The organism is Amycolatopsis cihanbeyliensis, assembly GCF_006715045.1.
Lineage (GTDB): Bacteria > Actinomycetota > Actinomycetes > Mycobacteriales > Pseudonocardiaceae > Amycolatopsis > Amycolatopsis cihanbeyliensis.
This window is the reverse complement of sequence record NZ_VFML01000001.1, coordinates 133208-154598: the sequence shown is the minus strand read 5'-3', so window position 1 is coordinate 154598 and position 21391 is coordinate 133208. Positions and strand designations below refer to the sequence as shown.

Sequence of the window (21391 nt, the reverse complement as noted above, 5' to 3'; positions counted from 1 at the left end):
AACGTCCAGCTCAGCCCGGGCGATTCGCCACCGGGATCTCGATCTTGGTCTCCGCGCCCTTGGTGAGATAGAACAGGATGTATCGGCGCGCCGCCTCATCGAGGACCCAGGCGACCTCGGGCACCAGCGGCAGCGGGACGAGACCTTCACGGAACTTCACCAGTGCCGGCCAGGCAACGGTGACCAGGCGATCCCACACCGGTTCGCGCGGAATGCCGTCCCAGTCGGCCACCCGGTCGCCGACCAGGTACCGGGCGAGCGCGTTGCACAGCGGCCGGCTGATGCCGCCGGGGCTGGTCTGCTCGGCAAGCTGGCCGAGCAGGATGTCGGTCAGCTCGACCCCCTCGCGGGTCGGCCCCATGTTCCGGGGCAGGACCTGGTCCGACTGGGCGTTGGCCGCTTCCCAGGTCGCGGGGATGTACTCGTCCCTGATCCCGAGCAGGTGCGCGGTCACCTGCCACACGTGCAGGTACGCCGCGGACTCGGCTCGGGTGATCGGGACCTCCCACTCGAGCATCCTGCGCATGGCGAAGGTCGGCAGGGTGTGCCAGGTGACCAGCATGTCCTCCTGGCTGATCGGGATGTCGCCGGTCCAGTGCGGCGACTGCTGCAGCAGGTGGCGGACCGCCGCGTGCACCAGCCGGGTCTTCACCGACTCCACCACACACGAACCCTCGGGCCGATACGCGTTCAGGGAACCGACGGCGAATCCGAAGATACTCGTCTTGGCGACGCGATCCTCCATGTCCGCGCCACCCTGCGAGTAGTAGACCGCGCGGGCCTCCTTGGGAATGGCGGTGCTCAGCATGCCGCCACCGACCCCGTTGAGCAGATTGAGGTACAGCCCCCTGGACTTGTTGAACTCCGCCGCGGTGTCCAGCTTGTCCCGATCCGCCCAGGACGGCAACTGGCGTGCCTTCTCCATGAATGACCGCAGCTCCGCCGGCAGCCCGGCGGGCAACGGCTGATCATTGCGGGTCCAGTTCCACAGCAGACGGTTGACCTCGGGCACGGCGCCGCGATCGAGCAGCGAGGCGACCAACGGGTCGGCCTCCTCGTCCCACACCCATCGTGGATCGTCGCCCGCGCCAGAACCCGCGACCGAGCCGCTGGGGGCCCAGGTCCAGGGCAGCAGGGACCGCGCATGAGCCGGGGATGCCATCCCCAGCGCGCCGAGCGCCCCCAACGCGCCACCGGAAACCAGCATCCTGCGCCTGTTCAACTCCGCCATGCCCCGAACTCCTCCTCGAGCTCCAGCAGCAGATGATATGATGATACATACCATGTTGCCCTGTATCTCAACAAGAGTGTAGTCGCGGCCGGAAGAACGGCACGGTCCCCGACCACGCGGGCGCCGGCCCCTGGGGGAACGATCAGGGTCATACCGGATGTCGGTGCGGACCGGCTTCAGTAGCCTCGGCGACGTGAACCTGATCGAGACGGAGTCACTGGAGAAGCGGTACGGCGCGAGGGTCACCGCGCTGTCCGATCTCACGGTGACCATCGAACCCGGCATCGTCGGGCTCATCGGCGCGAACGGGGCCGGGAAGAGCACGCTCATCAAGTTGGCGCTCGGTTTGCTCGAGCCGACCGGTGGCACGATCCGGGTGCTGGGCCTCGACCCCGGCTCCGACGGTGCCACGATTCGCGCCCGCGTCGGCTACATGCCGGAGCACGACTGCCTCCCGCCCGATCTCTCCGCCGCGGAGTTCGTCACGCACCTGGGGCGGGTCAGCGGCCTGCCACGGGCCGCCGCACGCGAGCGTGCCTCGGAGACGTTGCGGCACGTCGGGCTCTACGAGGAGCGCTACCGGCAGATCGGTGGCTACTCGACCGGGATGAAGCAGCGGGTGAAACTGGCTCAGGCCCTGGTGCACGATCCGGAACTACTACTGCTCGACGAGCCGACCAACGGACTGGATCCCGAGGGGCGCCGGGCGATGCTCGAGTTGGTGCACCGCATCGGTACCGAGTTCGGTATCTCGGTCGTGGTGTGCTCACACCTGCTTGGTGAGATCGAGCGGATCTGCACCTCGCTGGTAGCCATCGAGGGCGGCCGCCTGCTGCGCTCGGCCTCACTGTCCTCGATGACGCGACACAGCGACCTGCTGATGGTGGAGGTCGACGAGGGGGACGAGCAGCTCGCGTCCCGGCTGACCAGCGTCGGGCTCTCCGTGCGGCGCGAGCAGCGGCTGCTGATGGTGCGGCTGGCCGGCGACGAGACCTTCGACGCGATCCGGGACGCGGTCGCCGAGTGCGACCTTTCCCTGCACCGCCTCGAACGGCACCGCCACCAGGTCGCCGATCTGTTCCGTGCCGAGCCGACGGAGGTGAACGATGTCCGCACCGGGTGACGCCGGCGTCATTCACGACATCGGCTACCAGCACTACGAGGGTCCGCGGCTCGGCCGCCGGTACGCGGCCCTGGCGATCTACGTGCACAGCGTGCGCGCCGCGTTCGGTATCGGCCGCAGCGCCAAGGCCAAGCTACTTCCACTGGGACTGCTCGGGATCGCCTGCATCACCTCCCTGATCCTCGTGGTGGTCAGCACCCAACTCGGGGTGACCGTGCTGAGCTATGTCGGCGTGGCCTCGACCTTCTCCTACGCCATCACCGCCTTCGTCGGCATCGTCGCGCCCGAGCTGGTGTCCCGCGACCTGCGGAACACCCTGCTGCCGCTGTACTTCTCCCGCCCGCCGCAACGCTCGGACTACGCGCTGGCCAAGCTGGGCGCGCTGATCACCGCGGCCTTCGTGATGTACGCCGGCCCGATGCTGCTCATGTTCGTCGGGCTGGCACTGTCCACCGACGAGGGAATCACCGGGGTGTTCACCGAGGCGGGGAACCTGGCCCTCGGACTACTCGCGGCCGCGATCCACGCGACGGTGATCGGCGCCGTCGCGCTCCCCCTGGCTTCGCTGACCGGGCGGCGGGTGTTCGCCACCGGAATGATCATCGGGGTCTTCCTGCTGACCGCGCCGGTATCCGGCACCTTGCGCGCGCTCGGCGACGGCGCGACCGGCCAGCTCGCCGGACTGCTCAACCCGGTCGACCTGCTGTCCGGTGTGGACAACTGGCTGTTCGGCGAGGAGTTCGTCCAGGTCGGCTCGTACGGCCCGATCTACGGCCTCACCGCGGTCGTGCTCACCGCGGCCGGCACTGCCCTGCTACTCCGCCGCTACAAAAAGGTGAAGTCATGACCGTGGTCGCCGAAAGCACCTCGACCGCACGATCCGCCACCGTGGAACTCACCGGCGTCAGCCACTGGTACGGCAATGTGGTGGCGGTCAACGACATCACGCTCACCGTGGGTTCCGGCGTGACCGGGCTGCTCGGCCCGAACGGCGCGGGGAAGACGACCGTACTGCACATGATGGCCGGCTTCCTGCGCCCCGCGCGAGGCGCCGTGCACCTCGACGGCAAGCCGACCTGGCGCGATCCCGAGGTCTACCGCAAGCTCGGCCTGGTCACCGAACGCGAAACCGTGCCCGGTTTCCTCACCGCCCAGGAGTTCGTGCTCAGCGGCGCGAAACTGCACGGGCTGAAGGATCCGCTCGCCGCCACCGCTCGAGCGATCGGCATCGTCGAACTCGAGGAGGCCAAGGACCGCAGGATCTCCACCTACTCCAAGGGAATGCGGCAACGGGCCAGGGTGGCCGCCGCGCTCGTGCACGACCCTTCCGTGCTGCTGCTGGACGAGCCGTTCAACGGGATGGATCCGCGGCAACGGCTGCACATGATGGACCTGCTGCACCGGATGGCCGGCGAGGGACGCACGATCCTGTTCAGCTCGCACATCCTGGAAGAGGTCGAACGGCTGTCCGGCACGATCCAGGTGATCGTGGCGGGTCGGCTGGCCGCGTCCGGTCACTACCGCCACATCCGCAAGCTGATGACCAACCGGCCGAGTGTGTACCTGGTGCGGTCCTCGAACGACCGCAGGCTGGGCGCGGTACTGATGGGCCTCGACGCGGTGGCCGGGGTGGAACTGGAACCGTCCGGCCTCCAGGTGCGTACCAGCGATCACGGCGCTTTCACCCGTGCGCTGGCGAAGCTCGCGCGTGCCGAGGACATCCGGTTGACCGCGGTACAGCCCCGCGACGAGTCCCTGGAAAACGTCTTCTCCTACCTGGTGGCGCAATGAATCTCACCATCGCCGGACTGACCGCGCGGGCCCTGTTCGGCCGGCGCAGGCTGCTGTTGCTGCTGCCCATGCCCCTGCTGCTCATCGGTCTGACCGTGCTGGCCGCCGGCACCTCGGCGGATCCGGCGCAGTGGGGCCCGATCGTGCTGGGTGACCTCGGCCTCGGCGTGATCCTGCCGCTCACCGCGCTGATCATCGGCAGCAGCGTACTGGGACTGGAGATCGAGGACGGCACGATTACCCACGTCCTGTCCAAACCCGTACCACGCAGCGAAATCGTCGTCACGAAGCTCGCCGTGGCCTGGGGCGCCACAGCCGCGGTCACCGCCGTACCGCTGGCCATCGCGGGCGCCATCGCCGGGTCACCCCGGCTCGCGGTCGGGCTCGGCCTCGGTACGGCGGTCGGCGCGCTGGTCTACACCGCGCTGTTCCTCGCGCTGAGCCTGCTGTCCCGCCGCCCGGTCGCCGTCGGTCTCGTCTACATCATGCTCTGGGAGAACCTGTTGACCAGGTTCGTCGGCGGTGCGCGGGTGCTGAGCGTGCAGGAGTACTCGACCACGCTGGCCGGCGGGCTCGCGCAGACCGAACTGCTCACCGGCCGGCTCCTGCCGATCACGGCCGCCCTGCTGGCGATCGTGCTCACCGCACTGGGTGCCGCCGTGGCCACCGCCCGGCTGCGCTCCTTCACCCTCGCCGGGGAGACCGGCTGACACCTCACCCGAATGGCCGTGTCCCGCCGTTCCACGAGCGAACATGCTGGAGGAGTCACCAGACGCGATACGGGGAGGTACCGTGCCCGGCTCCACCGGTTTTCTGGCGAATGTCGAGCGGCGGCATATCGACGAGGCGGACTTCCGCCAGCTGATGAGCTACTTCCCGAGCGGGGTGGCCGTGGTCACCACGCTCGATCCGGACGGCAATCCGCGTGGGCTCACCTGCACCTCGTTGTGCAGCGTCTCCACCACGCCACCGACGATGCTGGTCTGCCTGCACCGGCAGAGCAGTTCCTTCGCCGCGGTCCGCGCTCGCGGCGCGTTCGCGGTGAACCTGCTGAACGACCAGGGCGCCCCGATCGCGCGGACCTTCGCCAAGCAGGGAGCGGACCGGTTCGCCGGGATCCCGTGGCAGCACACCACCGGACTGCGGATGCCGTGGCTGACCCAGCACGCGCACTCGATGCTGGAGTGCACGGTGGACCGCTACATCGACGCCGCGGACCATATGGTGGTTTTCGGGCGGGTGCGTCAACTGGAACACACCGGTCAGCCGCCGCTGCTGTACGGGCAGCGCCGCTTCGCCGGCTGGCAGGACACCACTCCCTGCTAGATCGACACCGTCGACGGCGCAGGGCCGGTGCGGTCAGGTGGCGTCGTCACCTGCAGGCTCGGCCGCGAACACCCGGCCCGGGTTGAAGATCCCGACCGGGTCCAGCGCCGACTTGATCGCCCGATGCATGCCGAGCACCACCGGACCCACCTCGTCGGCGAACCCGCGCATCTTGAGCTGCCCCACCCCGTGCTCGCCGGTCACCGTGCCACCCAGCCGGATGGCTTCGTCCACGATCCGCTCGAAGGCCCGATGTCCCCTTCGCCGCGCCGCGCCGTCCCCTGGTGGCACGACGACCATCGGATGCAGGTTGCCGTCACCGGCATGTGCGAGGCTGGCGATGTGCACCTCGTGCTCGGCGGAGATTCGCTCGATCGCCCCGAGCATCTCCGGCACGAGCATCCGCGGCACACAGACGTCCTCGGTGAGCACCTGGCCGAGACGTTCCAGCGCGGGAAGGACCAGCCGCCTCGCCATGAACAGGGCTTCGGCCTCGGTCTCGTCGCCGGAGCGGGCACTCCAGGTGGCACCCGACCGGGCGAAACAGTCCAGCACGACCTCGGCCTCCGCCTCGCCGGCCTGTCCCGGCCCGTCGCAGCGGGCCAGCAACAACACCGAACCGCCGTCGGTGAGGCCCATCTTCTTCCACTCGTCCACCGCCCGCAGGCAGTAGCGATCGACCAGTTCGAGGGCGCTGACCACGACACCGGACGCGGTGACGGCGGTGACTGCCTGGCCGGCCGCCGAGATGTCGTCGAAGTAGCCCACGACGGTGTGCTCGGCCGCACGCGCCCCGCGCAGCCGCACGGTGATCTCGGTGATCAGCCCGAGCGTGCCCTCCGAGCCGACCATCAGGCCGGCCAGGTCGTAGCCCGCCACGCCCTTGGCGGTGCGGCGCCCGAGTCGTACCACCTCGCCGCGCCCCACCACGGCCTGCAAACCGAGCACGTAGTCCTTGGTCACGCCGTACTTCACACAGCAGACGCCGCCGGCGTTCGTGGCGACATTGCCGCCGATGGTCGACCATGGCGAGCTGGACGGATCCGGTGGATACCACACGCCGTGCTCGGCGCAGACGCGTCGCAGGTCGTCATTGACCACACCCGCCTGCACCACCGCGACCCGCTCGTCCGGGTCGATGCGCACGATGGCGTCCATTGCCTCGAATGACACGACCACAGCACTGGCCATGCCGTTCGCGCCCCCGGACAGCCCGGTGCCGGCGCCGCGTGCCACCACGGGTATGCCGTGTTCGGCGCAGTACGCCACCACCGCGGCAACCTCCTCGGTGTCGCGTGGCCGCGCCACGGCGGCCGGCAGCGAGTACTCAGCACCCTCGGCCCGGTCGTGCGCGTAGCCTGCCAACACGTCCGGATCTGTGGTCACCGGGAGGGTGTCGCGGGCTGCGGGAAGTGTCGCGGCCATACCCGGGAATCTATTCGACACCGACCGGATCACGGCAATGTCCTTTGGTACACGCACCAACAGGCTAGTACCAAAGGTCCGTTGAGGTACCGCCGATCCCGTGGTGAGACTGGCAGCGGTGGTTGACGCCGGCCCAAGGCGGTCACGTACTCGGTTCGTCCTTCCTGCCTGCGATGCTGATGAGAGGATCACCATGGCTGCGGTAATCACGGGACTCGGCTCGTGGCTGCCCTCGAGAGTCGTCACGAACGAAGACCTGTGCGCGAACCTCGACACCACGGACGAATGGATCACGACACGGACCGGCATTCGCGAGCGCAGAATGGTGACCGGCGGACTGTCCACCCGCGACCTCGCCGTGGAGGCCGGTGCACGCGCGCTGAAGTCCGCTGATGAGTCCACAGTAGATGCTGTGGTGGTGTCGACGACATCGTTCGACCGGCTGTGTCCTGCCGTAGCACCCGAGGTGGCCCACCTGCTGGGTGTCGACACGGTGGCCGCGTTCGACCTGACCTCCGCCTGCAGCGGGTTCCCCTACGGCCTGGCCACCTCGGCCGGGCTCATCGCCGCCGGGGTGGCGCGGAAGGTGTTGCTGATCGGCGCGGAGGCCTTCACCACCTTGGTCGATCCCGGCGATCGCAACACCGCACCGATCTTCGGCGACGGTGCGGGCGCCGTCGTACTGCGCGCGGGCGAACCGGACGAACCGGGTGCGCTCGGCCCCTTCGATCTGGGTAGCGACGGCGCGCACGCCGATCTGCTCGCCATCCCCGCGGGCGGCTCGAGGCAGCGCTCAGCCCGGAACGGCCTCGGGTTCGACACGGTGCCGACACGTGACTGGTACCTGCAGATGGCAGGCCGTCCCCTGTTCGTCCAAGCCGTGGAACGGATGACCACCTCGACCCGGCGGGTGCTCGACCGCATCGGCTGGTCGGCCGCCGATGTCGACTGGTTCGTGGGTCACCAGGCCAACGTCCGCATCGTCCGCGCCGTAGCCGAGGAACTGCAGTTGCCCGAGCAGCGAGTGGCAGTCAATATCGACCGGGTAGGTAACACCCTGGCCGCCTCGATCCCGTTGCTGCTCAACGACATCTTCGATCGGGGAGGGCTGGAACCCGGCCAGCGGGTGCTGCTGTCCGCGTTCGGTGCCGGCCTTTCCTGGGGCTCCACGGCGCTGGTCTGGCCCGATATTCCGATCGACGCCGTCAGTTGACGGTATCGCGACGCACTGGAGGAGAGATGAGCACTGCCTACGAATCGATTGTCGGGATCCTGACCCGCCGATTCGACGTCGCCCCCGAAACGGTCAGCTCCACCGCAACCTTCGACGACATCGACCTCGATTCCCTGTCCCAGATCGAGCTCGTCACCGCCATCAACAAGCAGCTCGGTCTGAACCTGACCGACGACGAGATGGCCGAGGTCTCCACGATCGGCGAGGTCGTCGACAAGGTGGAGGAGAGGTCCGCCGAGAGGGGCGTGACCACCTGATGTCCACATTCAGCGCGGCGATCACCGGGATCGGGCTGGTGAGCCCTGCTGGAACCGGGGTGGACGCGAACTGGGCACATGTCGTCGACGGCGAGCCGGCCGCGGGGATGGACCCCGAACTCGACGAGCTGCCGGTGCGCATATCCTGCCGGGTGCCCGGGTTCTCCCCTACCGAGGCGGGACTGCGCGGTGCCAGGCAGTGGGATCGCTACACCGCCTTCGCCATCGCCGCGGCATACGAGGCGCTGCGGCACGCCGGGCTCGACCCGCGGGAATGGGAAGGCTCCCGGGTGGCGGTGCTGATCGGCTCCGGGGCCGGTGGCACCGGCACCCTCGAGCGGCAGCACCAGACACTGCTGGCCGACGGCCCCGCGGACGTCTCGCCGCTCACCCTCCCGATGGGCCTGCTCAACATGGCGGCCGGACAGCTCGCGATCGAGCTCGGCGCCACCGGCCCGTGCCTCGCGCCGTGCACCGCGTGCGCCTCCGGTGCTTCCGCGATCGGGATCGGCCGGGATCTGCTCCGGCTCGGTGCGGCCGACATCGTGATCGCCGGTGGCGCCGAGGCGCCGGTCACCCCGCTGTACGTCTCGGCGTTCGCCAGGATGCGCGCGCTGTCGCGCAACCGCGATCCCGGCACGGCGTCCCGGCCGTTCGACGTCGCGCGGGACGGGTTCGTGCTCGGCGAGGGCGCCGGGGTGATGGTGCTGGAATCCGAGGAGCACGCCAGGGCCCGCGGCGCCGGTGTACTGGCCCGCGCCATCGGTTACGGCGCCTCTGCCGACGCGCACCACGTGACCTCACCGCATCCCGAGGGTTCGGGCGCCACGCTGGCGATCCGCGCGGCACTGGCCGACGCCGGCATCACCGGCGCGGACATCGGCTACGTCAACGCACACGGTACGTCCACCCCGATGAACGACCGTACCGAGGCCGGCGTGATCCGCTCGGCGGTCGCCCCGGAGGTGCCGGTCAGCTCGACCAAGGGCGTGACCGGACACCCGCTCGGCGCGGCGGCGGCGATCGAAGCCGCCTATGCCGCGCTCGCCGTGCGGTACGACCTCATCCCGCCGACCGCCGGCCTGACCGACCCCGACCCCGAAATCGACCTCGACCTCGTCTTCAAGGCCGCACGTCCGGGCCGGGTCGGCGTCGCGCTCAGCAACTCCTTCGGCTTCGGCGGCCAGAACACCGCATTGCTCATCGCCGCGTGATCTCGCTGTCGGCGGGCGGAACCGACCGAGGAAAGGAAACGTTCGATGACCACGGTAAGCACGCCAGCGCTCGGTACCGTGCGCGGTGACGCGGATCCTCGTGCCGAGCTGACCCGGCTCCTGTTCGCCGGCAGCTACGAACGCGTGCACGCCGACATTCGAGCGGCGTTGCTCGACCCTGTCTTCGACCCGCGGGAAGGACTCAGCCTGCCCGAGGCGGGGCGACTCGCCTACGAACGCAGCCGCCACATCCACGGCCGGCTGGAACGGCCGCGGGAGATCCTGCGCGACCCCAGGCGGCTGTTCGCGCTGGCCGAATGGCCCTCGCTGCTGGACGTATCGACCTTCTCGCTGCTGATGGTGCACTACAACCTGTGCTTCGGCACGGTGTTCGACCACGGCATCGACCGTGCCGACATCGCCGACTACGTCGAAGAACTGGACAGCCTGTCGTCCTTCGGTCCCTACATGGCCACCGAGCTGGGCTACGGCAACAATGTCGCGGCCATGCGTACCGAAGCGGTATACGACCGTGCAACCGACACGTTCGTGTTACACACGCCGGACGCGCTCGCACAGAAGTACATGTCCTACAGCGGGTTCAACGACATCCCGAAGATCGCTGTTGTGCTGGCCCGGCTACAGGCCGACGGCACGGACCACGGCGTCTTTCCCTTTCTGGTGGAGCTCTGCGACGAGCGCGGCCCGCGGCCGGGTGTGCACACCGCGCCGTGCCCCGAGAAACCGGTGCAGGGCCTGGACAACGGCCTGACCTGGTTCGACCAGATGCGACTACCCCGGCGCAGCCTGCTGCTCGGTGACATGGGTGAGTTCCTCGCGGACGGAACGTTCCGTACCGTCGGAGGAAATCACCGCAAACGGTTCCTGCGTACGATGAGCCGTATCATGCCCGGCCGGTTGTGCGTGTCCAGTTCGGCGGTCGGCGCGGGACGCGCCAGCGTATACATCGCATTGCGCTACGCGCAGCAGCGGCGAACCAACGCGCCGGGCCGCAACGACCTTCCGGTCCTGGAGTACCGCAGCCACCAGCTCGCGCTGTTCACCGCACTGGCGAGAACCTACGCGATGACCTTCCTGCTCAACCACGCCAAGCACGAGTACGTGACCAGCTCCGGCGGCAACGACCTGAACGTGCTGATCTCCGTGACCAAGACACTGTCCACATGGGAGATGACCGAAGTGGTCGCGGTCTGCCGCGAACGCTGCGGCGCACAGGGAATCTTCAGCGCCAACCGGATCGCCGACTACGGCTCACTGCTGCAAGGTCTGGTCACCGCGGAGGGCGACAACCAGGTGCTACTCGCCACCACCGCGGGCCAGTTGCTCGCGCAGCGTGGCCACGAGCCGGACAACCCGGCCCCGCCGCCCGGCGCATACAGCCTGCTCGATCCGCGCTTGCACATCGCGGCCCTGTCGCATCGGGAACGGCTACTGCACGGGCAGGCGCGTGCGGTGCTGGACGAGGCATCGGGGAGCTACCTGGAGGCATGGAACCAGGTACTGAACACCGCACTGGCGATGGCCCGCACGCGTGGGGTCCGGATCGCGGTGGAACGCTTCCACGTCGCCGCCGAGGGCGCCGCGACCGAGGACGCCCGGACAGCCTTGCACACCCTGGCCCGCCTCTACGGGCTGACCGAGCTCCAGCGCGACGCAGGCTGGTACCTCGCGCGCGGCCTGCTCACCGCCGAACAGGTACTGGCCGTGCCCGGCGAACTCGACTCGCTGTGCGTCGCGCTGCTCCCGTACGTCACACCGCTGATCGACGGCTTCCAACTCTCCCCCGAACTGCTCCGCGCGCCGATCGCCGCCGACGACTACGTCAGCGCGTTCCAGGCCGTTGCGGGCGCGAACCCAGGCGGGCGGTGACCATGGCATCGCATCTGTACCGCTGCCCGTTGCGCTGGGCGGACATGGACGTGTACGGGATCGTCAACAACGTGGTCTTCCTCCGCCTGCTGGAGGAGGCCAGGGTCGACTTCATCTTCCGGTTGGGGCAGACCGAAGGGGACGCCTTCTTCAAGGACGGCTCGGTCGTGGTGCGGCACGAGATCGACTACAAGCGACAACTCGTGCACCGGCACGTCCCGGTGGACATCGAACTGTGGGTGACCGACCTCGGCACCGCAACGGTGACGATCGCGGGCGAGATCAAGGACGGGGATCTGCGCTACGCCAGTGCGGCCACCGTGATGGCGCCGTTCGACTACGTGAAGCGGCGTCCCCGGCGGCTCACCGACGAGGAGATCGCGTTCTTCGAGAAGTACCTCGAGGAACCGGCCGGGTGAGCGGGTCGGACGTGCGACTGCTACGAGTGGGGCCACCTGGCCGGGAACGACCGTGCGTACTCGATCGCGAGGGCGTCGTGCGGGATGTCTCGGCATGGGTGTCCGACTGGACCGGATCGGCCCTGGATCCGGACTTCCTCACCGACCTGGCCGGCCGGCTCGCCGCCGAGGCGACCCGGCTGCCGCGGGTGGACCCGGGTGCGCGGCGGGTGGGCCCAGCGGTGCGGCCGGGCGGGCACCTGGTGTCCATCGGGTTGAACTACCGCGACCACGCCGAGGACGCGGGCATGCCGGTCCCCGCCGAGCCGGTGGTGGCGAGCAAGTCGCCGTGGACGCTGTCCGGGCCGTACGACGACCTGCTCATCCCGCCCGGCGGCGACCGCACCGACTGGGAGGTCGAGCTGGCGGTGGTAATCGGACGCCGGGCCCGGTACCTGCCTGACCAGCACGCCGCCCTCGGCCACCTTGCCGGGCTCTGCACGGCCAACGACGTCTCCGAACGCGGCTGGCTGCTGGACCGCGGTGGCCAGTGGTTGAAGGGCAAGTCGTTCGAGTCGTTCAGCCCGCTCGGCCCCTACCTGGTCACGCCGGACGAGGTGGGCGACCTCGGCTCACTGAGGTTGACCTGCCGGGTCAACGGCAGGCTCATGCAGCACTCCAGTACCACGGAAATGATCTTCGAGGTGCCGTGGCTGCTGTGGTACCTCAGCCAGTTCCTGGTGCTGGAGCCGGGCGACGTGGTGCTCACCGGCTCACCCGGCGGGGTGGCACTGGGCCGACCCGACGAGCCGTACCTGAGGCCCGGCGACCTGGTCGAAACCGAGGTCGCCGGCCTCGGCACCCAGCGACAGCGCTGCCGGCGGGCCAAGACCCGACCCGGGCGGAAGGGAACCCGATGATGACGAACTCGGCGCCGAGCGTGGACTCCGCCGACGCGGCGGACCTGGTGTCCGAACCCGGGCAGGCCAAGTCGGCGGCGGCCGAAGGTCCCGACGAGCACGCCACGGCGGCTCACCGCACCCGGGGCAGGCTCACCGCGCGCGAGCGTATCGACCTGCTGCTGGACGATGCCTCGTTCCACGAGCTCGAGCAGTTGCGCCGGCAACGGGACGCCGGTTTCGGGATCGAGGGCCGGCGACCACCCACCGACGGCGTGATCACCGGCTGGGGCACGGTGGAGGGCCGAAGGGTCTTCGTCTACGCGCACGACGCCCGTATCGTCGGCGGAACGCTCGGCGAGGCACACATCGCCAAGATTCACAAGATCATGGATATGGCGCTGGCCACGGGAGCTCCCCTGGTTTCGCTGAACGATGGTGGTGGCGCCCACATCCAGGAGGGTGTACTCGCGCTGGCCGGCCACGGCGGCATCTTCCAGCGCAACGTCCGCGCCTCCGGCGTGATACCGCAGATCTCCGTGGTGCTCGGACCGTGCGCTGGTGGGACGGCCTACTCCCCCGCCCTGACCGACTTCGTGTTCATGGTGCGAGACACCGCGCAGATGTCCCTGACGGGGCCGGACGTGGTGCGCGCGGTGACCGGCGAGCAGGTCGGTCACAACGAGTTGGGCGGCGCGGACGTGCACTCCGGCACCTCCGGGGTCGCGCACTTCGTGCACGATGACGAGCGCGGCTGCCTGGCCGAGGTCCGTTACCTGCTCTCCCTGCTGCCGGCCAACCACCTGGAGCCGCCTCCCGCGACGCGGACCGCAGACCCGATCGGCCGCTCCGGTGCCGCGCTGCTGGAACTGGTGCCCGCCGACGGGAAACGGCCCTACGACATGCGAGCTGTGGTCGAGGAGCTGGTGGACGGCGGTGACTACCTCGAGGTGCACGAGTCGTGGGCGGCGAACGTGCTGTGCTGCCTGGCGAGGTTGGGCGGCACAGTGGTCGGGATCGTGGCGAGCCAGCCCTCGGTGCTCGCCGGCGTGCTGGACATCAAGGCCAGCGAGAAGGCCGCCCGGTTCGTGCGGACCTGCGACTCGTTCAACATCCCGCTGCTGACCCTGCTGGACGTACCCGGCTTCCTGCCCAGCGTGGACCAGGAGCACGGGGGGATCATCCGGCACGCCGCCAAGCTGCTGTACGCCTACTGCGAGGCAACGGTGCCGCGGATACAGCTCGTCCTGCGCAAGGCCTACGGCGGCGCATACATCGTGCTGGACTCCCGCTCGATCGGCGCCGACCTCGCCTACGCCTGGCCCACCAACGAGGTCGCGGTGATGGGTGCCGAGGGAGCGGTCGACGTGATCTTCCGGCGCCGGATCGCCGAGTCCGACGCTCCCGATGCGCTACGAGCGCGGCTGGTCGAGGAGTACCGGGCCGAGCTGATGCATCCGTACTACGCGGCCGAGCGAGGCCTCGTCGACGAGGTGATCGATCCGACCGAAACCAGGCGGGTGCTGGCCGAGTCGCTACGGATGCTGCGATCCAAGCGGGTCGAACCGCCGGTCCGCAAGCACGGCAACCCCCCGATGTAACCAGGAGCGGCCCATGACGATCGAGTTCACCGCCCAGCCCGCCGAACGCCTGCCCGAGGCGCGGCGCGCGCAGGTACTGGCCGACCCCGCGTTCGGCTCGGTGTTCACCGACCACATGGTGACCATCGCCTGGTCCGAGCGGGCAGGCTGGCACGACGCCCGGCTGTGCCCCTACGGCCCGCTCACCCTGGATCCGTCCACCCAGGTCTTCCACTACGGCCAGGAGGTGTTCGAGGGGCTCAAGGCGTACCGGCGCGCCGACGGCTCGGTGGTGACCTTCCGGCCCGACGCCAATGCCGCACGGTTCGCCCGATCCTGCCGGCGGATGGCGATGCCGATGCTGCCCGAGGAGACCTTCGTGCGGGCGCTGGACCTGCTGGTGGACCTGGATCGGAACTGGGTGTCCACCCGGCAGGGGCACAGTCTCTACCTGCGGCCGTTCCTGATCGCCACCCAACCCGGCCTCGGCTTCTACGGGCCGTCCACCTCCTACCTCTTCGTGGTGATCGCCTCCCCGGCCGGTACCTACTTCCGGAGCGGACTCGAACCGGTGACCGTATGGTTGTGCGCCGAGTACGCTCGCGCGGCGCCCGATGGCACCGGAGCGGCGAAATGCGGGGGCAACTACGCCGGTACCCTGCTCGCCCAGGAGCAGGCCCGGCAGTGGGGCTGCGACCAGGTGGTGTGGCTCGACCCGGTGGAACGCCGCTGGGTGGAGGAAATGGGAACCAGCAACCTGTTCTTCGTCTACGGCACCCGGCTCGTCACCCCCGAGCTCACCGGTACGTTGCTGGCCGGGGTCACCAGGGACTCGTTGCTGACCCTTGCCGGCGACCTCGGCTACACCGTCGAGGAGGACCGGATCAGCGTCGAGGACTGGCGCGCCGACGCCGCGGCCGGGCGGCTGACCGAGGCGTTCTCCTGCGGCACCTCCTCCATGATCACTCCGGTCGGGCGGGTTCGGGACGCCGACGGCGAGTTCCTCGTCGGTGACGGCCGGCCCGGTCCGGTCACGCTGCGGCTGCGGGAGGAACTGACCGGAATCCAGTACGGTGACCGTCCCGACCGGTACGGGTGGATGCACAAGGTGGTGTAGGAAACGTGCACGTACGAGAAGCTCAACGATGCTCGGACACCAGCACCGCCCAGGTGCCGGGTACCAGTGCCTCGAAGACATGCGCATGGTCGCCGGGGTAGGCGAGGTAGTCACCGGGAGACAGTTCCTCGGGCTGCGCGGCCAGCCCGACGATGGCCCGCCCGGACGCGAGTACCACGTGCTCGACGACGCCCGGCATATGCGGGTCCGACGTCCGCCGCTGGCCGGGTTCGGCGACGACCCGGAACACATCGCGCCGGGTGTTCGTCGGGCAGGCCGCCAGCAGGGTCGCGCGGTAGTCGGCCGCTGTCGCCGAGACCGCAGGCCCCTCACCGGCCCTGATCAGTTGGACCTGCGGCCGCGGCGGGTCCAGCAGCTGAGCGAACGGTACGTCCAGCGCCACGCACAGCGCCCACAGCGTCTCCACACTGGGGTTGCCGGCACCGGACTCCAACTGGGACAGCGTCGACTTGGACACGCCGGCGCGCCGCGCCACCTCGGTGAGCGACAGATCGGCCCTGGCGCGCTCCGCACGTAACGCTGCCGCGATCCGGTCCAACGGAGGCCCGCCCGTAGGGGTGATCACGTCGTTGTCCTGCGTCATTCTGTTCCCGCACCACCGTTCGCCACATCGATCAACCAGCCAGTTTGACGAACACTTCGTCGCTGTTTACTGTATCAGTCATGTGTTCGGTAAAACGAACCCTCGACGCGGGACTCGGCCGCGACATCCTGCTGATCTGCCTGGCCGTGTGGGTCATCGGCCTTTCCTTCGGTGCCACGGCCGTCGCCAGCGGCCTGCCGCTGTGGTTGCCGGTCACCCTGGGGATGCTCGTGCTGGCGGCCGGGTCGGAGTTCCTGTTCATCGGAGTCATCGGTGCCGGGGGTAACCCGATCGCAGCGCTGCTGACGGCACTCCTGGTCAACGCTCGCCACCTGCCCTACGGCCTTTCGGTCCCGCCGGAACTGTTCGGCAGCGGGTGGCGCCGTATCGTGCGCGCGCATTTCCTGAACGACGAGACGGTGGTGCTCGCCCTGGCCCAGCCCGCACTGGACCGCAAGCGGACCGCCTACTGGTGGTGTGGCGTCGGCATCATGGTGGGTTGGCCGCTGGGCGCCCTGATGGGCGGGATCGCCGGCAGCGTGGTGCCCGACCCCGCCGCTTTCGGACTCGACGCGATGTTCCCCGCCGTGCTGCTCGCGCTCATCCTTCCCACGCTGCGGGAGCGAGGGCCACAGGCGAGCGCGACCCGGCACGGCGCACTCGCCGGCGTGGCCATCGCACTCGCCACCACGCCTGTGTTGCCGGCCGGCCTGCCCGTTCTGCTCGCCCTGGCCGGCCTGACTCTGACCGCGCGTAAGGGGGCACGCCAGTGAACCAGCCAACCCTGACCGTCATCTCGATGTTGCTGCTGTCCGCAGGCACCTTCGCCTTCCGCTTCGCCGGCCCCGCGCTCCGGACCAAGGTCACTGTTGCGCCCACGGTGGTGCGGCTGCTGGAGGCATCGTCGATCGTGCTACTTGCCGCGTTGGTCGCCACCTCCACCCTGGCGGAGGGACACGAGTTCGCCGGGTACGCCCGCCCGGCCGGCGTGCTCACCGCGGGCGTGCTGGCCTGGTACCGGCTGCCGTTCCTGGTCATCGTGCTCAGCGCCGCGGCGATGGCGGCCGGGCTGCGCCTGCTCGGCGTCCCGTGACCGGCGTGGGCCCTGCCGGGTCGGCACCGACTCAGCGAGAAGCCTCACCGTCGACGATCGTCCAGGCGAAGGCGACAAGCCCGGCCTGCAGCCTGGACTCCACGTCCAGTTTCGCCAGGATCTGCGCCACATGCGCCTTCACCGTGCGCTCGGACACCCGCAGCACACCCGCGATCCGCCGGTTCGACTTACCCTCCGCCAGCAGCCGGAACACCTGCATCTCCCGCCGGGACAGCATCGGCACCCGAGCGAGTGCAGTTCGCCCGTTTCCTTCACACAGCGAGCTGACCGACTCGACGTACACGACGGAAGTTTGGTGGCCTACTCCTTGACGCGACATGTCCATGTGCGCACCAACCCCCATCACACAATCACCCGTCCTCAGGCAGGGACAGAATAGCGCATAGGTCGAAGGTGATGGAACTCTTGGCATGACGGTCAACACCGTATGGCGCGTTGAGGTTACCCGTGATTCCTCACGGTAGTTCCTATAGGACCGCAACATGAACGATTTTTTCGACTGTGGTTATCAGTAGCCCCCGGCACCCGGCCAGCAGTCACTGAATGTGATGGCGAACTCGTACACCACGGGCTTCGTGCGTTGCTCCCATCGCAGTGGACAGTCCGGCTGGCGGCCCGCCCGTCGCGGGTCCTCTCCGTACCGATGAAGATCGCGAATCACACCGGACGCAGCGGGCGATTCGCCCACTCGCCCATCTCCGCGACCACCGCGCCAGTGATCCATGCTACCGTTTCCTTCGACACGGAAGCGCCGTAAATATCGACGAAATGAGCCGAAATCTCACCCGTGGTCAATCCATTGGCATAGAACGACAGAACAATCATCGGAGATCGCTGTTTTCGAACGTGTGCCGTTGCCCTCATTCGCCGACTCCCGACCAGCGTCGCGCGAAGCTTCCCGCGACCGAGATGCTCGGTAATTTCTCGTCCAGCGCCGTTTCCGGGACACTCTTGCTGAACACCGTCAACAGCCCGTCCGGGCCGCCGGATTCAGACCCCTGCTCGCGGGCCCGCGCCACCGTCGCAGCCGCCGGCTTGCTAGTCGGATCTGGCCACCGCGGACAGGCTCGGATAGTGTTCGGCGATCCAGCTCGGCGAGTAGACGGTGCCCAGGTACTTGTCCCCGAGGTCCGGCGAGATCGCCACCACCCGCGCCCCGCGCGGCAGGGTCGGAGCGAACCGCTCCACCGCGGTGAGCACGGTGCCGGTGGAGGCACCGACCAGCAGGCCGTAGCGGCGGGCGATGCGGCGGCACATGGCGATCGTGCCGGGTTCGTCGACCACGACCTTCTCGAAGCCGCCGTCGTCGACGAAGATCTCCGGCCGCCGGCTGGTGCCGAGTCCGGGCAACCGGCGGCGGGCGGTGGGCAGGCCGAAGGTGACCGAGCCGACCGCGTCCACCGCGACGATCTGGGTCGCCGGGCTGTGCTCGCCGAAGTACTGCAGGCAGCCCATCAGCGTGCCGGTGGTACCCGCGCCGATGAACAGCGCGGTGAGGTCGCCGAACTCCTCGTGGATGGCCCGAGCGGTCAGCTCGCGGTGCACCCGGATGTTGGCCGGGTTGGCGTACTGGTTGAGCCACACCAGGTTCGGCTCGACCGCCAGGCGGTTGTGGATGTAGTCGATGCGGGTCTGCAGGTAGCCGTGCTCCGCGTCCCGGGTGTCGACCCGGACCACGTCGGCGCCCAGCGCGGTCATCGCCTGCACCGCGGCGGGTGCGGTGTTCGGATCCGTGACCAGGGTCAGCGAGTAGCCCCTCGCGGCGCAGATGGTCGCCAGGGCGATGCCGAGGTTGCCCGAGGTGGACTCGATGAACTGGGTGTCCGGGCCGACGCGGCCCTCGAGCTCGGCGCTCTCGATGAGCGCCACGGCGGTCTTCGACTTGATGGAGCCGGCCGGGTTGAATCCTTCCAGCTTGAGGTAGACCTCGGCCTCGGGTACGAACCCGGCCAGTTCCACGAACACGTCGTCCAGCACGATGTCACTGGCGTCGCGGAAGATCATGACCGGCCTCGCCTTCCGTCGAGCGGGCGAGGCCGGCGAGCTACCGGCCGGTGCGGGTGGATTCCGGCTGTTTCATCCGCGCGGAGAGCTGGGTGAGTCGACCGTGCGCGGTGAGGATGCCCGCGATCACCAGCACCGCGCCCACGGGCTGGTTCCAGCTCAACGGCTCGTCCAGCACGATGATCCCGAGAACCACGCCGACGATCGGCGTCACATAGGTCACCGCGGCGGCGTTGGCCGCGCCCCAGGCCGCCACGATGTTGGTGTTCATGATGTAGGCCAGCCCCGTGGACACCGCGCCGAGCGCGATCATGCTCGACACCACCGGCCAGGTGAGCGTCATCGGGCTGCCCGCGAGCAGCGGCGTGGCCAGCACCATGATCGCCGCACCCGCCGACACCTGGATGAAGGCCACCGTCACCGCGGGAACCCCGCGCGGGGAGACGAACTTGCGCAGGTAGGTGAAGGCCAGGCCGTAGCAGGTCGTCGCGCCGAGGCAGGCCAGCTGCGCGAGCAGGTTGTGCTCGCCGGCGATCGACCAGGGTCCGATGATCAGCAACACGCCGGCGAAACCCAGCACCAGGCCCGTTCCCCGGTCGCGCGTGATCCGCTCGGTGCTCAGCACCACCGCGGCGAACGCCATCGTGGTCAGCGGCGTGGTGGCGTTGTAGATACTGGCCAGGCTCGAGGAGATGTGCTGCTCGGCCCAGGAGAACAGCAGGAACGGCACCACGCACAGCAGGATGGTCACCACGGTGAGGTGTCCCCACAGGGCCGCGTCCCTTGGCACCGGCCGCCGGGCGATGAGCATGATCGCGCCGAGGGCGAGCGCACCGAAGACCATCCGCGCCCACACCACCTGAGCCGGGGAGAGCCCGTCCAGGCCGATCTTGATGAACAGGAAGCTCGCTCCCCACGCCAGCGCCAGCAGGCAGAACTGGATGGCGATGCCGCTCTGGCCGGCGCGAGACCCGCCGCTTTCCATAACGCTCCTTCATGCCCGGACTCCGGATACCTCGGGTAGTCAACGGGCTGCGGCGCGGTGAAGCTGGCGGTTTTCGGACAGCACGTTCCGTCATGTGGCCACCACGAATTCCGCGACAAGCTCCAGCAGGCGCTGCGGGGCGTCCCTGAGCACACCGTGGCCGCAGTCCGGGATCTCGACAAGGTCGACCTGACCCGCGGGCAGCGAGCCGGCGATGAGCTGCTGCTCGGCGATCGGCGTGATGGGGTCCTCGCTGCCGCCGACGATGAGCACCGGGCAGCGGACCCGCGGGAGTCGCGACGTCTGGTCGAACGTGACGCCCTCCGCCCCCGGTGCCTCGAAGCGAGGCAGGATCTCGTTGTTGGCGATCACCCGCTTGGCCCCGTCGGGATCCGGTGGGCGGCTGGTGTAGAGCGGGCCGCAGACCCGGACGTACTCGGCGAACGCGGCGGGGGTTCGCTCGTCGAAGGCGCGCCGGGCGACCTCGCTCGCGGCCGCGCCTCCCCGGCGGGCGAAGGCGTCGAAGACCCGTTCACGGCGTTCGGGGTTCCCGGTTCCCCGGGGCGAGGTGCTGATCAGCACGATCTTCGCGGGGTGGCTGGGATAACGAATGGCGTACTCCATGGCGACGTAGCCGCCGAAGGACGTACCGAGGACGATCGGCCGCACGATGCCGAGGGCCTGGCAGAACTCGTGCACGTCGGCGGCCCACCGGGCCAGGGTCCAGCGGGTCGGGTCACCGCGGTCGCTACGGCCGTGCCCTCGCTGGTCGAGGTAGATCACCTGAGCGTGCTCGGCGAGCTCGGAGAAACCCGGGCGCAGCGTGGAGTGGTCGAGGCCGGGGCCGCCGTGCAGGCACAGCACCGTGGGCCGCTCGCGGTGCACCGGCCCGTCCGGGGCCAGCACGGCACCTTCGACATCGAAGAACAGGCGGACATCCCCCAGCTGTATGTACATCGGGTCAGTCTCCCTGGTGCCCGGCGGAGTTCATGGCCTCGCGCAGGCTGCGCGGGCGCATGTCCGTCCAGACCTCCTTGATGTGCGCCAGGCACTCCTCGCGGGTGCCTGCCGCCCCGGTGGCACGCCATCCGGCGGGGATCTCCCTGCCCGCGGGCCAGATCGAGTACTGCTCCTCGTCGTTGACCACCACGCGGTAGTCGATCTCCTCGGCGCTGTCACTGGTCATCGCTGGTTCCTCC

General features: G+C 69.1%; 23 protein-coding genes and 1 pseudogene. 15 read left to right on the top strand and 9 right to left on the bottom strand.

The features are described 5' to 3' along the window. Window positions 1–10: 10 nt before the first annotated feature. Entirely contained in the window at window positions 11–1231 is a 1221-nt protein-coding gene (locus FB471_RS00410; RefSeq protein ID WP_141995390.1) for an oxygenase MpaB family protein, read from the bottom strand. Between the two features lie 157 nt (window positions 1232–1388). Between FB471_RS00410 and FB471_RS00405 the strand changes: the two genes are divergently transcribed. The 5 genes from FB471_RS00405 (at window position 1389) to FB471_RS00385 (ending at window position 5471) form a co-directional block, all read left to right on the top strand. Continuing rightward, window positions 1389–2354 carry an ABC transporter ATP-binding protein gene (locus FB471_RS00405; protein ID WP_211357909.1) on the top strand — a complete coding sequence of 322 codons (966 nt, stop codon included), beginning with the start codon at window positions 1389–1391 and terminating at the stop codon, window positions 2352–2354. After that, a complete protein-coding gene (locus FB471_RS00400) occupies window positions 2338–3201 on the top strand; it encodes an ABC transporter permease (RefSeq protein WP_141995389.1) in 864 nt (287 codons plus the stop codon). Before FB471_RS00405 ends, FB471_RS00400 begins: the two co-directional genes overlap by 17 nt. Further along, window positions 3198–4145, top strand: coding sequence for an ABC transporter ATP-binding protein (locus tag FB471_RS00395; protein WP_141995388.1), 948 nt, complete (start codon window positions 3198–3200; stop codon window positions 4143–4145). The genes FB471_RS00400 and FB471_RS00395 overlap by 4 nt, the downstream gene beginning before the upstream one ends. Next, a complete protein-coding gene (locus tag FB471_RS00390; RefSeq protein ID WP_141995387.1) occupies window positions 4142–4855 on the top strand; it encodes an ABC transporter permease in 714 nt (237 codons plus the stop codon). Before FB471_RS00395 ends, FB471_RS00390 begins: the two co-directional genes overlap by 4 nt. A gap of 82 nt (window positions 4856–4937) precedes the next feature. Further along, complete coding sequence (locus tag FB471_RS00385) at window positions 4938–5471, top strand: flavin reductase family protein (RefSeq protein WP_170220648.1); 534 nt, start codon at window positions 4938–4940, stop codon at window positions 5469–5471. Window positions 5472–5504: 33 nt separating this feature from the next. On the opposite strand, the gene FB471_RS00380 is transcribed toward FB471_RS00385, so the two are convergent. After that, window positions 5505–6896 (bottom strand): FAD-binding oxidoreductase, encoded by a 1392-nt coding sequence (locus FB471_RS00380; protein ID WP_141995385.1) that lies wholly within the window; start codon window positions 6894–6896, stop codon window positions 5505–5507. A gap of 193 nt (window positions 6897–7089) precedes the next feature. Between FB471_RS00380 and FB471_RS00375 the strand changes: the two genes are divergently transcribed. The 8 genes from FB471_RS00375 to FB471_RS00340 are packed head-to-tail and all read left to right on the top strand — an operon-like array spanning window position 7090 to window position 15485. After that, window positions 7090–8109, top strand: coding sequence for a beta-ketoacyl-ACP synthase III (locus FB471_RS00375; RefSeq protein WP_141995384.1), 1020 nt, complete (start codon window positions 7090–7092; stop codon window positions 8107–8109). 26 nt (window positions 8110–8135) lie between these two features. Continuing rightward, window positions 8136–8387, top strand: coding sequence for an acyl carrier protein (locus FB471_RS00370; protein WP_141995383.1), 252 nt, complete (start codon window positions 8136–8138; stop codon window positions 8385–8387). Continuing rightward, complete coding sequence (locus FB471_RS00365) at window positions 8387–9601, top strand: beta-ketoacyl-[acyl-carrier-protein] synthase family protein (RefSeq protein ID WP_141995382.1); 1215 nt, start codon at window positions 8387–8389, stop codon at window positions 9599–9601. The genes FB471_RS00370 and FB471_RS00365 overlap by 1 nt, the downstream gene beginning before the upstream one ends. Before the next feature lie 45 nt (window positions 9602–9646). Next, the gene (locus tag FB471_RS00360) at window positions 9647–11491 is read left to right on the top strand and encodes an acyl-CoA dehydrogenase family protein (RefSeq protein WP_141995381.1); all 1845 of its coding nucleotides are present in this window, start codon (window positions 9647–9649) and stop codon (window positions 11489–11491) included. A 2-nt stretch (window positions 11492–11493) separates the two neighbouring features. Further along, window positions 11494–11910, top strand: coding sequence for an acyl-CoA thioesterase (locus FB471_RS00355; protein ID WP_141995380.1), 417 nt, complete (start codon window positions 11494–11496; stop codon window positions 11908–11910). Beyond that, window positions 11907–12809: a fumarylacetoacetate hydrolase family protein gene (locus tag FB471_RS00350; protein WP_342779396.1), complete on the top strand. Its 903-nt coding sequence runs from the start codon at window positions 11907–11909 to the stop codon at window positions 12807–12809. The genes FB471_RS00355 and FB471_RS00350 overlap by 4 nt, the downstream gene beginning before the upstream one ends. Then, on the top strand, window positions 12806–14389 hold the full coding sequence (locus FB471_RS00345; protein ID WP_211357908.1) for an acyl-CoA carboxylase subunit beta: 1584 nt from the start codon (window positions 12806–12808) through the stop codon (window positions 14387–14389). The genes FB471_RS00350 and FB471_RS00345 overlap by 4 nt, the downstream gene beginning before the upstream one ends. Before the next feature lie 13 nt (window positions 14390–14402). Next, the gene (locus FB471_RS00340) at window positions 14403–15485 is read left to right on the top strand and encodes a branched-chain amino acid aminotransferase (protein ID WP_141995378.1); all 1083 of its coding nucleotides are present in this window, start codon (window positions 14403–14405) and stop codon (window positions 15483–15485) included. Between the two features lie 22 nt (window positions 15486–15507). Here the strand turns inward: FB471_RS00340 and FB471_RS00335 are convergent, their stop codons facing one another. Beyond that, window positions 15508–16089 carry a helix-turn-helix domain-containing protein gene (locus FB471_RS00335; protein WP_141995377.1) on the bottom strand — a complete coding sequence of 194 codons (582 nt, stop codon included), beginning with the start codon at window positions 16087–16089 and terminating at the stop codon, window positions 15508–15510. A gap of 80 nt (window positions 16090–16169) precedes the next feature. Here FB471_RS00335 and FB471_RS00330 point away from each other — a divergent pair, with 80 nt between their 5' ends. Beyond that, entirely contained in the window at window positions 16170–16862 is a 693-nt protein-coding gene (locus tag FB471_RS00330; RefSeq protein WP_141995376.1) for an AzlC family ABC transporter permease, read from the top strand. Window positions 16863–16888: 26 nt separating this feature from the next. After that, window positions 16889–17182, top strand: a complete 294-nt coding sequence (locus FB471_RS00325) for an AzlD domain-containing protein (protein ID WP_142001423.1) — start codon at window positions 16889–16891, stop codon at window positions 17180–17182. 31 nt (window positions 17183–17213) lie between these two features. Here the strand turns inward: FB471_RS00325 and FB471_RS34385 are convergent, their stop codons facing one another. From FB471_RS34385 to FB471_RS00295, 6 genes and pseudogenes are all read right to left on the bottom strand, one after another. Then, on the bottom strand, window positions 17214–17420 hold the full coding sequence (locus tag FB471_RS34385) for a helix-turn-helix domain-containing protein (protein WP_246076648.1): 207 nt from the start codon (window positions 17418–17420) through the stop codon (window positions 17214–17216). A gap of 452 nt (window positions 17421–17872) precedes the next feature. After that, a pseudogene (locus FB471_RS35755) lies at window positions 17873–18276 on the bottom strand (transposase); the annotation flags it as partial. Beyond that, the gene (gene sbnA / locus FB471_RS00310; RefSeq protein ID WP_170220647.1) at window positions 18242–19207 is read right to left on the bottom strand and encodes a 2,3-diaminopropionate biosynthesis protein SbnA; all 966 of its coding nucleotides are present in this window, start codon (window positions 19205–19207) and stop codon (window positions 18242–18244) included. The pseudogene FB471_RS35755 and the gene sbnA, both read right to left, overlap by 35 nt. Before the next feature lie 40 nt (window positions 19208–19247). Next, window positions 19248–20192: a DMT family transporter gene (locus FB471_RS00305; RefSeq protein ID WP_141995373.1), complete on the bottom strand. Its 945-nt coding sequence runs from the start codon at window positions 20190–20192 to the stop codon at window positions 19248–19250. A 90-nt stretch (window positions 20193–20282) separates the two neighbouring features. After that, the gene (locus FB471_RS00300; protein ID WP_141995372.1) at window positions 20283–21149 is read right to left on the bottom strand and encodes an alpha/beta fold hydrolase; all 867 of its coding nucleotides are present in this window, start codon (window positions 21147–21149) and stop codon (window positions 20283–20285) included. Between the two features lie 4 nt (window positions 21150–21153). Continuing rightward, window positions 21154–21378, bottom strand: a complete 225-nt coding sequence (locus FB471_RS00295; protein WP_141995371.1) for an MbtH family protein — start codon at window positions 21376–21378, stop codon at window positions 21154–21156. Between the last annotated feature and the right edge of the window lie 13 nt (window positions 21379–21391).

Excerpts from the sequence above, each read along its gene's own strand:
- FB471_RS00410 (WP_141995390.1), bottom strand. The coding sequence starts at position 1,231 with ATGGCGGAGTTGAACAGGCGCAGGATGCTGGTTTCCGGTGGCGCGTTG.
- FB471_RS00405 (WP_211357909.1), top strand. The coding sequence starts at position 1,389 with ATGTCGGTGCGGACCGGCTTCAGTAGCCTCGGCGACGTGAACCTGATC.
- FB471_RS00400 (WP_141995389.1), top strand. The coding sequence starts at position 2,338 with ATGTCCGCACCGGGTGACGCCGGCGTCATTCACGACATCGGCTACCAG.
- FB471_RS00395 (WP_141995388.1), top strand. The coding sequence starts at position 3,198 with ATGACCGTGGTCGCCGAAAGCACCTCGACCGCACGATCCGCCACCGTG.
- FB471_RS00390 (WP_141995387.1), top strand. The coding sequence starts at position 4,142 with ATGAATCTCACCATCGCCGGACTGACCGCGCGGGCCCTGTTCGGCCGG.
- FB471_RS00380 (WP_141995385.1), bottom strand. The coding sequence starts at position 6,896 with ATGGCCGCGACACTTCCCGCAGCCCGCGACACCCTCCCGGTGACCACA.
- FB471_RS00375 (WP_141995384.1), top strand. The coding sequence starts at position 7,090 with ATGGCTGCGGTAATCACGGGACTCGGCTCGTGGCTGCCCTCGAGAGTC.
- FB471_RS00370 (WP_141995383.1), top strand. The coding sequence starts at position 8,136 with ATGAGCACTGCCTACGAATCGATTGTCGGGATCCTGACCCGCCGATTC.
- FB471_RS00365 (WP_141995382.1), top strand. The coding sequence starts at position 8,387 with ATGTCCACATTCAGCGCGGCGATCACCGGGATCGGGCTGGTGAGCCCT.
- FB471_RS00360 (WP_141995381.1), top strand. The coding sequence starts at position 9,647 with ATGACCACGGTAAGCACGCCAGCGCTCGGTACCGTGCGCGGTGACGCG.
- FB471_RS00355 (WP_141995380.1), top strand. The coding sequence starts at position 11,494 with ATGGCATCGCATCTGTACCGCTGCCCGTTGCGCTGGGCGGACATGGAC.
- FB471_RS00345 (WP_211357908.1), top strand. The coding sequence starts at position 12,806 with ATGATGACGAACTCGGCGCCGAGCGTGGACTCCGCCGACGCGGCGGAC.
- FB471_RS00340 (WP_141995378.1), top strand. The coding sequence starts at position 14,403 with ATGACGATCGAGTTCACCGCCCAGCCCGCCGAACGCCTGCCCGAGGCG.
- FB471_RS00335 (WP_141995377.1), bottom strand. The coding sequence starts at position 16,089 with ATGACGCAGGACAACGACGTGATCACCCCTACGGGCGGGCCTCCGTTG.
- FB471_RS00330 (WP_141995376.1), top strand. The coding sequence starts at position 16,170 with ATGTGTTCGGTAAAACGAACCCTCGACGCGGGACTCGGCCGCGACATC.
- FB471_RS00325 (WP_142001423.1), top strand. The coding sequence starts at position 16,889 with ATGTTGCTGCTGTCCGCAGGCACCTTCGCCTTCCGCTTCGCCGGCCCC.
- FB471_RS34385 (WP_246076648.1), bottom strand. The coding sequence starts at position 17,420 with ATGCTGTCCCGGCGGGAGATGCAGGTGTTCCGGCTGCTGGCGGAGGGT.
- sbnA (WP_170220647.1), bottom strand. The coding sequence starts at position 19,207 with ATGATCTTCCGCGACGCCAGTGACATCGTGCTGGACGACGTGTTCGTG.
- FB471_RS00305 (WP_141995373.1), bottom strand. The coding sequence starts at position 20,192 with ATGGAAAGCGGCGGGTCTCGCGCCGGCCAGAGCGGCATCGCCATCCAG.
- FB471_RS00300 (WP_141995372.1), bottom strand. The coding sequence starts at position 21,149 with ATGTACATACAGCTGGGGGATGTCCGCCTGTTCTTCGATGTCGAAGGT.
- FB471_RS00295 (WP_141995371.1), bottom strand. The coding sequence starts at position 21,378 with ATGACCAGTGACAGCGCCGAGGAGATCGACTACCGCGTGGTGGTCAAC.